The sequence below is a fragment of the Kitasatospora sp. NPDC047058 genome (genome assembly GCF_040643935.1).
In the GTDB taxonomy this organism is placed as follows: Bacteria; Actinomycetota; Actinomycetes; order Streptomycetales; family Streptomycetaceae; genus Kitasatospora.
Genome location: NZ_JBEYVJ010000313.1, coordinates 1 through 8377, shown reverse-complemented (window position 1 = coordinate 8377; position 8377 = coordinate 1). Strand labels below are relative to the sequence as shown.

The 8377-nt window shown below is 74.0% G+C and carries 6 protein-coding genes; 2 read left to right on the top strand and 4 right to left on the bottom strand.

Annotated elements, in window-relative coordinates; all coding sequences use genetic code 11:
* Nucleotides 1–135: 135 nt before the first annotated feature.
* The 3 genes from ABZ885_RS31100 to asnB all read right to left on the bottom strand — a co-directional run bounded on the left by ABZ885_RS31100 (nt 136) and on the right by asnB (nt 4913).
* Nucleotides 136–1560, bottom strand: a complete 1425-nt coding sequence (locus ABZ885_RS31100; RefSeq protein WP_360195910.1) for a pyridoxal-dependent decarboxylase — start codon at nt 1558–1560, stop codon at nt 136–138.
* 149 nt (nt 1561–1709) lie between these two features.
* A complete protein-coding gene (locus ABZ885_RS31095; RefSeq protein WP_360195907.1) occupies nt 1710–2819 on the bottom strand; it encodes a hypothetical protein in 1110 nt (369 codons plus the stop codon).
* Between the two features lie 243 nt (nt 2820–3062).
* The gene (asnB, locus tag ABZ885_RS31090; RefSeq protein ID WP_360195904.1) at nt 3063–4913 is read right to left on the bottom strand and encodes an asparagine synthase (glutamine-hydrolyzing); all 1851 of its coding nucleotides are present in this window, start codon (nt 4911–4913) and stop codon (nt 3063–3065) included.
* A 237-nt stretch (nt 4914–5150) separates the two neighbouring features.
* Between asnB and ABZ885_RS31085 the strand changes: the two genes are divergently transcribed.
* A complete protein-coding gene (locus ABZ885_RS31085; protein ID WP_360195901.1) occupies nt 5151–5435 on the top strand; it encodes a hypothetical protein in 285 nt (94 codons plus the stop codon).
* 54 nt (nt 5436–5489) lie between these two features.
* Nucleotides 5490–7316 carry a glutamine--fructose-6-phosphate transaminase (isomerizing) gene (gene glmS / locus ABZ885_RS31080; RefSeq protein WP_360195898.1) on the top strand — a complete coding sequence of 609 codons (1827 nt, stop codon included), beginning with the start codon at nt 5490–5492 and terminating at the stop codon, nt 7314–7316.
* A 98-nt stretch (nt 7317–7414) separates the two neighbouring features.
* Here glmS and ABZ885_RS31075 read toward each other — a convergent pair.
* A partial coding sequence (locus tag ABZ885_RS31075; protein WP_360195895.1) for an amidohydrolase family protein occupies nt 7415–8377 on the bottom strand: 963 nt, incomplete at its 5' end.

Here is an 8377-nt window from a genome sequence, read left to right as displayed (position 1 = left end):
CGCTTTCCGATCTGCCACCTCCTTCGTCGGCGGCTTGGCCCTTCTCCCTTTCGGCACCGGCGCGCCCCTTCGGCTCGGGGCGGGGACTCGCCCGCTCGCCTCCGGGGCGCTCTGGGCGGGGCCGCCCGGGTGTGCTCAGCTGTCGAGCAGGTCGTGGGCGGCGGACTTGACCTCGGTGAGGAGGAGGGCGAGGTCGGCCTCGGTGGTGGCGGCGTTGAGGAGGCAGGCGCGGAGCATCTCGCGGTCGCCGAGGCGCGCGCCGGTGACGAAGACCCGGCCGCGGCGCTGGACGGCGGCCGGGAGCTCGCGGTTGAGGGCGTCGACGGCGGCCTCGTCCAGGCCCGGGGCGCGGTGGCGGAAGGCGACGATCGACGTCTGCACCTCGGCGAGGAGCTCCAACTCGTGGTCGGCCCGGACGAGTTCGCCGAGGTGGCGGGCCAGCGCGGTGCAGCGGGCGATGTCCCGGGCGAGGCCGTCGCGGCCGCGGTGGGCGATGGTGGCCCACACCTTGAGGGCGCGGAACGGGCGGGTCTGCTCGGTGCCGTACTCGGAGAACCAGCCGAGCGAGCCGGCCGCCTCGTCGCGCAGGTAGGACGGGACCAGGCTGAAGGCGGCGCGCAGCTCCCCGGTGTCGCGCACCAGGGCGCAGCCGCAGTCCACCGGCACGCCGAGCCACTTGTGCGGGTCGAGGGCGAGCGAGTCGGCCCGCTCCAGCCCCGCGTAGCGGTGGGCGATGGCCGGGTCGAGCCGGCCGAAGGCCCCGTACGCGCCGTCCACGTGCAGCCAGAGCCGCTGTTCGGCGCAGAGGTCGGCGACGGGGTGGAAGGCGTCCACCGCGCCGGTGCCGACGGTGCCGGCGGAGGCGACCACCAGGAACGGCAGCAGCCCGGCGGCCCGGTCGCGCTCGATCGCGGCGCGTAGGTCGGCGACGTCCAGCAGGCCGTCCGGGCCGGTGGCGACGGTGCGCAGGTGCCGGCTGCCCAGGCCGAGCAGCTCGGCGGCCTTGCGGACGCAGGAGTGGGTCTCGCCGGTGACGTAGCCGACCAGGGGCGGGAGTCCGGCGAGGCCGTCCTCGCGGACGTCCCACCCGGCGGCGCGGGCGGCCCGGTTGCGGGCGGCGGCCAGGCAGACGATGGTCGCCATCGAGGTGCCGGAGGTGAGCAGCCCGCCGCCGGCCGGGTGCGGGAAGCCGACCAGCTCGGCGATCCAGCGGACCGCCGCGCGTTCCAGGTGGACGTCGGCGTGGTCGCCGCCCGCGGAGCTGGGGTTCATCGCGGAGGCCGCCAGGGTGGCGAGGACCCCGGCGGGGGCGGGGGCGGAGTTCACCCAGCCGAAGAAGCGCGGGTTGCCGTTGCCCATCGGGTACGGCAGCACGTCCTTCTCGACGGCGGCCAGCAGCTCGGCGAGCGGGCGGCCCCCGGCCGGCAGCGGCGCGTCGAGCAGGGCGGCGCGGGCCGCGTCGTCCATCGGCTGCCAGACCGGGCGGGCGGGCAGGGCGGCGAGGTAGTCGGCGACCAGGTCGGCGGCGGTGTGCGCGGCAGCGCGGAAGTCCTCGGTCACGGCGGGCTCCAGGGGGGTGGGGCGGGGCGAGGCGGGGGCGCGGCGTCCTCGGCGCACCTGGATGGAGGCCGATCCTACGGAACGGGCCCGCGCCGTGCGGCGCGGGCCCGTGAGGTGGGACGGGGGAGACGGGGACGGGACGGGGGAGATCAGTCCAGCGAGGTGGAGAGCCCGCTCGCCGAGCGGCAGTAGCCCTGCATCTCCTTGTTGGTGATCTTGGCGCAGAGCCGGCCGGCCGCGCCGCCGTCGGTGTAGTTCACCGTGTAGTAGCTGACCAGGCCCTCGGCGCAGGCCTTGCGCTGCCAGCCGTCGGCGGCGGTGGCGCACTGCTGCGCGGCCCAGTCCTCGCGGTCCAGGTTGTACTTCATGGTCCGCGAGCCGACGCCGCGGCTGCAGTCCACCGCACCGCCGGAGGCCTTGCCGTTGAGGCACCACTTGAGCGCGTCGGCGTACACCTCGGGGTGGTTCGGGTAGTCGTGCGAGGAGAGGTAGAAGGTCGGCGCGTAGAAGTAGCAGGCGGACTGGAACAGCGCCGGTTGGTCCTTGCACGGGTACAGCGGGTCCTGGGCGAGCTTGTCGGCGGGCAGGTTGGCCTTCGCCGTCTCGTCCTCCTCGTCCGGGCCGAAGAGCTGCATGAACAGGCCCTCGGAGCAGCGGATCCGGTTCTGGTCGGTGGTGAACTTGTTGCACAGGTCGCGGGCCTTGGCGACGTCCTGCTTGGCGACGAACATCGTGCCGTGGCCGACGCCGTGGATGCACGGGCCGCTGTTCTTGGGCGCGCACAGCTTGAGCAGGTCCACCTCGGGCTGGGTGGAGGCGTTCAGCATCTCCTCGACCGCGCCGTGCAGGTAGCCGGCCGCGCAGGTCTCGTGCGGGAAGGAGATCACCTTCTGGAAGTCGGCGTTGAACCGCTTCACGGCGGCGTGCCCGAGCTCGTGCGCGATCGGGTGGCAGAACCGCACGGTGTACGGCTTCTCCTTGGTGATCTTGTCGAGGTCGGCCAGCGCGACGCCGGGGTCGGTGGCCTCCATCTCGGCCATCAGCTTGTTCCGCAGCGTCGAGCGGGTCCACACCGCCGGGTCGCCGGCCGGGGTGGCCGTCGTGCCGGCGGACTGGGCGCCGGGGCCCGCCGTTCCGGGGGCGGCCGGTGCGACCGCCGCGGCGGCGGGTGCGGGCGTCCAGTCGGTGACCGCCACCGACCCGAGGCCGAGGACCCCCAGCAGGAGGGCGGTGAGAATCGCGAACGCTCGCGGCTGCATGACGGAGATCCCCCGGCGGATCGAGACGGACGGGTCGCTCCCATCCTGACGGCACCTGGGTGGGAAGCCGTGTTTTCGGCCGCCATTCGGGAGGTGTCGGCGACGCTACCGCACGCCGTCCGGGCCCGGCGCGGCGGGATGGCCGGGCGTCACCGTCCGCGACCGCCCACCCGGACGGCGCAGCGGTACGGCGCGGAGCCGCTGCGCCGGCGGGCGGACTGACGCCCCGGGAGGCGCGCCGGGTCAGAGCTCCAGCGTGACCTGGTACTCCGTCAGCCAGGTGTTGAGTTCCAGCGTCAGGTCGGCCGCGAGCCGGACGTGCTGCGGGTCGGTGTCCGGGGCGAGCGCGTCGGTGAGCGCCCGGCGGTCGAGCAGGCCGAGGACGGGCGCCTTCGGGTCGGCGGCGAGTTCGGCGAGCTCGGCCCGCAGCATCGCCGGGTAGTGCGGGTCCTGGACGACCGGGTACGGGCTCTTCACCCGGTCGGCGATCTCGGGCGGCAGGACGTCCCGGACGGCGGCACGCAGCAGGCTCTTCTCCCGGCCGTCGAAGGTCTTCATCGCCCACGGGGTGTTGAAGACGTACTGGACCAGCCGGTGGTCGCAGAACGGCACCCGGACCTCCAGCCCGTTGGCCATGCTCATCCGGTCCTTGCGGTCCAGCAGGATGCAGACGAAGCGGGTCAGGTTGAGGTACGAGATCTCCCGCATCCGCCGCTCCACCGGGGAGGCGTCCGGCAGGTGCGGGACCTCGGCCAGCGCCTCCCGGTAGCGGGCCCGCCGGTACTCGTGCACGTCGAGCTTGGCGACGAGCCCGCGGTCGAGCAGCTGCTCGCGCGGCCCGGCGCCCTCTCCGGCGAGCTGGGTCACCGCGCCCGCCCACGGGAAGTCGGCGGCCGCGACCAGCCGCGGGTCGTGGAACCAGCGGTAGCCGCCGAACAGCTCGTCCGCCGACTCGCCGGACAGTGCCACCGTGGAGTGCTCGCGCACGCCGCGGAAGAGCAGCAGCAGCGAGGTGTCCATGTCGCCGAAGCCGCCGGGCGTGTCCCGGGCGCGCAGGACGGCGGCGCGCTGCTCCCGGTCGGTGAGGGCGGCGCTGTCCAGCTCGATGACGCTGTGGTCGGCGCCGACGTGCCGGGCCAGCAGGCCGGCGTACGGGCCGTCCGGGGTGGAGCGCACCGCGTCGGCCCGGAAGTGCTCGCTCTGGCCGGTGAAGTCGACGGCGAAGGAGCGCACCGGGCCGGCGCCGGCGGCGCGCAGCGCCCGGGCCGCGAGGGCGGTGACGGCGCTGGAGTCGAGGCCGCCGGAGAGCAGCGAGCAGAGCGGGACGTCGGACTCCAGCTGGCGGTGGACGATGTCGTCGAGCAGGGCCCGTACGGTGGCCACCGTGGTGTCCAGGTCGTGGGTGTGCTCGCGGGCCTCCAGGCCCCAGTACCGGCGGATCGAGATGCCCTCGCGGCGGATCCGGACCACGTGGCCGGGCTGCACCTCGGCGATGCCGCGGTAGACGGAGCGGCCGGGGGACTTGGTGACGGCGAACATCTCGCGCAGGCCGTCCAGGTCGACGACCGGCCGGACGGCGGGGTGGGCGAGCACGGCCTTCGCCTCGGAGCCGAAGATCACGCCGTGCGGGGTCGGGTGGTAGTGCAGCGGCTTGACGCCCATCCGGTCGCGGACCAGCAGCAGCTCCTGGCTGCGGGCGTCCCAGACGGCGAAGGCGAACATGCCGTTCAGCCGCTCGGCCAGGCCCTCGCCCCACTCCAGGTAGGCGTGCAGCACCACCTCGGTGTCGCTGCGGGTGCGGAACCGGTGGCCGGCCGCCGCCAGCTCGGCGCGCAGCTCGCGGTGGTTGTACACCTCCCCGCTGTAGGTGAGGGCGGCCAGGACCCGGCCGTCGTGCTCGACGGTCATCGGCTGGACGCCGCCCTCGACGTCGATCACGGCGAGGCGGCGGTGGCCGAGCGCGGCGTGCCGCTCCAGGTGGACCCCGCCGGCGTCCGGGCCGCGGCAGAGCTGGGTGGCCGTCATCGCGTCGAGCACTGCACGTTCGGCGGTGAGGTCGCGGTCGAAGGCGACCCATCCGGTGATCCCGCACATCAGCAAGCCTCCGGTTCTTCCGGTCCGCATCTGCGATGCGTATGCGGACCGACACGCTACGTGGCCGTCCGGTGCCGCTACAAGGGCGTGTCGACGAGCCGGCGGCCCGCGTCCGCCCGGTCCGGAGGCGGCGGCAGGGCGTCCGGCGGCGTTCCTTGCGCCGAAAGTCTCAAGATCTGCCCGAATTCGGGCAGGATCTTTGATCTGCCCGGGAATCCCGGCCTAGAGTCCTCACTCGTGTCCAGCTCACCCGGCCCCTCGCACCCTCACGAAGACCTGCTCGCCCACCTCACCCGGACCAGCCCGCTCGGGCCCCGCGAGGCGGCGCGGGTGGTGGCGGAGGTCCTGGCGTACTTCTCCGAGACGACCGAGGAGTACGTCCGCCGCCGCCACGGCGAGCTGCAGGCACGCGGCCTGACCAACGAGCGGATCTTCGCCCGGCTCGCCGAGGAACTGCCCGCCCGGCGGGTGGCGGCACCCGAGCTCTCGGCGCGGCAGCTGCGCCGGATCGTCTACGGCTGAGCGCCGTCCCCGACCACCCCGCGAAGCCCCCTGTCATTCGAAGGAGTCCACCAGATGTGCGGAATCGTGGCCTACATCGGCCCCAAGGACGCGACGCCCTTCCTGCTGGAGGGCCTGGCCCGGCTGGAGTACCGCGGCTACGACTCGGCCGGCGTGGCCGTCACCGGCCGCACCGGCGGCCTGAAGGTCCGCAAGGTCAAGGGCCGGGTCGCCGACCTCGCCGCCGCGGTGCCCGCCCGGTTCAAGGGCACCACCGGCATCGGCCACACCCGCTGGGCGACCCACGGCGTGCCCAGCGACGCCAACGCCCACCCGCACCTGGACAACGCCGAGAGGATCGCCGTCGTCCACAACGGCATCATCGAGAACGCCGACGAGCTGCGCGCCCGGCTGACCGAGGAGGGCGCGGTCTTCCGCTCGGAGACCGACACCGAGGTGCTCGCCCACCTGATCGCCGCCCACGCCGCCGAGGGCGTGGAGCTGGAGGAGGCCGTGCGCGCCGCGCTCGGCAAGGTGGTCGGCACCTACGGCATCGCCGTGGTCGACGCCGAACAGCCCGACCGGATCGTGGTCGCCCGCAACGGCAGCCCGATCGTGCTCGGCATCGGCGAGAAGGAGATGTTCGCCGCCTCCGACGTCTCGGCGCTGGTCCGCTACACCCGGCAGGTCGTCCACCTGGAGGACGGTGAGCTGGCCACCGTCCGCGCCGACGGCTTCCGCACCTTCACCGAGGACGCCCGCACCACCCACCGTCAGCCGTCCACCGTGGACTGGGAGATCGACTCCTACGACACCGGCGGCTACGAGCACTTCCTGCTCAAGGAGATCCACGAGCAGCCCGGCTCGGTCGAGCGCACCCTCAGCGGCCGGCTCGACGAGCGGTTCGCCACCGCCCACCTCGGCGGCCTCAACCTGGACGCCCGCGAGCTGCGCGAGATCCGCCGGGTCAAGATCCTCGGCTGCGGCTCCGCCTACTACGCCGGCGAGATGGGCGCCCAGCTGATCGAGGAGCTCGCCCGCATCCCCGCGCACAGCGAGCCCGCCTCCGAGTTCCGCTACCGCAACCCGGTGATCGAGGCCGACACCCTGTACGTCGCGGTCAGCCAGTCCGGCGAGACCTACGACACGCTGGCCGCCGTCCAGGAGATCAAGCGCAAGGGCGGCCGGGTGCTCGGCGTCGTCAACACCGTCGGCAGCGCCATCGCCCGCGAGTGCGACGGCGGCATCTACCTGCACGCCGGGCCGGAGGTCTCGGTCGCCTCCACCAAGGCGTTCACCTCCACCGTGGTCGCCTTCGCGCTGCTCGCCCTGCACTTCGGACGGATCCACGACCTCTCGCCCGCCGACGGCCGCCGCATCGTGGCGGGCCTGCGGGCGCTGCCCGACCAGATCCGGGAGATCCTCGCCCAGAGCGACGCCATCGCCGGACTCGCCGCCGAGTACGCCGAGTCCGAGGGCATGATGTTCATCGGCCGGGTCCGCGGCTACCCGGTGGCCCGCGAGGGCGCGCAGAAGCTCAAGGAGATCTCCTACGTCCACGCCGAGGCCTACCCGGCCAGCGAGCTGAAGCACGGCCCGCTCGCGCTGATCAGCCCCGAGCTGCCGACCGTCGCCCTGGTGCCGGACGACGAGCTGCTGGACAAGAACCTCACCACGCTCGGCGAGATCAAGGCCCGCTCCGGCCGGGTGGTGGCGATCGCGCACCGCCGGCCCGAGGCGAAGCTCGCCGACCACTGCATCCTGGTCCCGAAGAACGAGCCCGAGCTCGACCCGCTGCTGCTCAACATCCCGCTGCAGCTGCTCGCCTACCACGCCGCGGTGGCGCTGAAGCGCGACGTCGACAAGCCGCGCAACCTGGCCAAGAGCGTGACGGTGGAGTAGGGGTTGTCCGGGGCCGTCCCGGAGCGCCGGCCACCGTGCACGGTGGCCGGCACCCGCACCTGCGCCTCGGCCGCGGGTGCAGCCGGTCGGGCCACGCCTCAGCCGGCGCGGTGCACCACCTCGCCGCCGACCACGGTGAGGTCGGCCCGGGTGTCCAGGAAGGCCTTCGGGTCCACGGCGAAGAGGTCCTCGGAGAGCAGGACGAGGTCGCCCAGCTTCCCGGGGGTGATCGAACCCAGCCGGTCGTCCAGGAAGTTGGCGTAGGCGCTGCCCAGCGTGTAGCCGCGCAGGGCGGCGGCCAGCGGAACCGTCTCGCCGGGCATCCACGGCTCGCCGCCGGCCAGGCCCCGGCGGGTCACGGCGGTGTAGAGGCCGATCAGCGGGTCCATCTCGGCGACGTTCCAGTCGCTGGAGAAGGCCAGCACCGCGCCCGCGTCCCGGAGACTGCGCATCGGCCAGGCCTTGGACCAGCGCCGCTCGCCCACGGCCTCCGCCCAGTCCTTGCCGGGCCCGGCGATGTCGGGGGAGCAGTGCCGGGGCTGCATGCAGGCGACCACGCCCAGCTCGGCGAAGCGCGGCACGTCGGCCGGGTCGAGGCACTCGACGTGGACCACCTGGTGGCGGGCGTCGCGGGGGCCGTTGACCCGCCGGGCGTGCTCGACCGCGTCCAGCACGGTCCGGATGCCGCGGTCGCCGGTGGCGTGCACGAAGGCCTGGAAGCCGGCCGCGTCGAGGCGGGCCAGCACCTCGGCGAACTCCCCGGCGGGGTAGAAGGTCTCGCCGCGGTGGCTGTGGTGGCCCGCGTAGGGCTCAAGCAGCGCGGCGGTGTGCGGCTCCACCACGTCGTCGATGTAGAGCTTGAGCGGGCCGACCCGGAAGCGGTCGGTGGCGTGCCGGCGGGCCGCCGCCGCGAACTCGGCGAGCTCGGCGTCGGTGGTGCCGCGCGGGTGGAAGAGCGCGGCGACCAGGCGCGAGCGCAGCCGGCCCTCGGCGATCGCCCGCTCGTACAGGGCCAGGTCGTCCAGCGAGTTCTGCGGCTCGACGACGGTGGTGATGCCGTA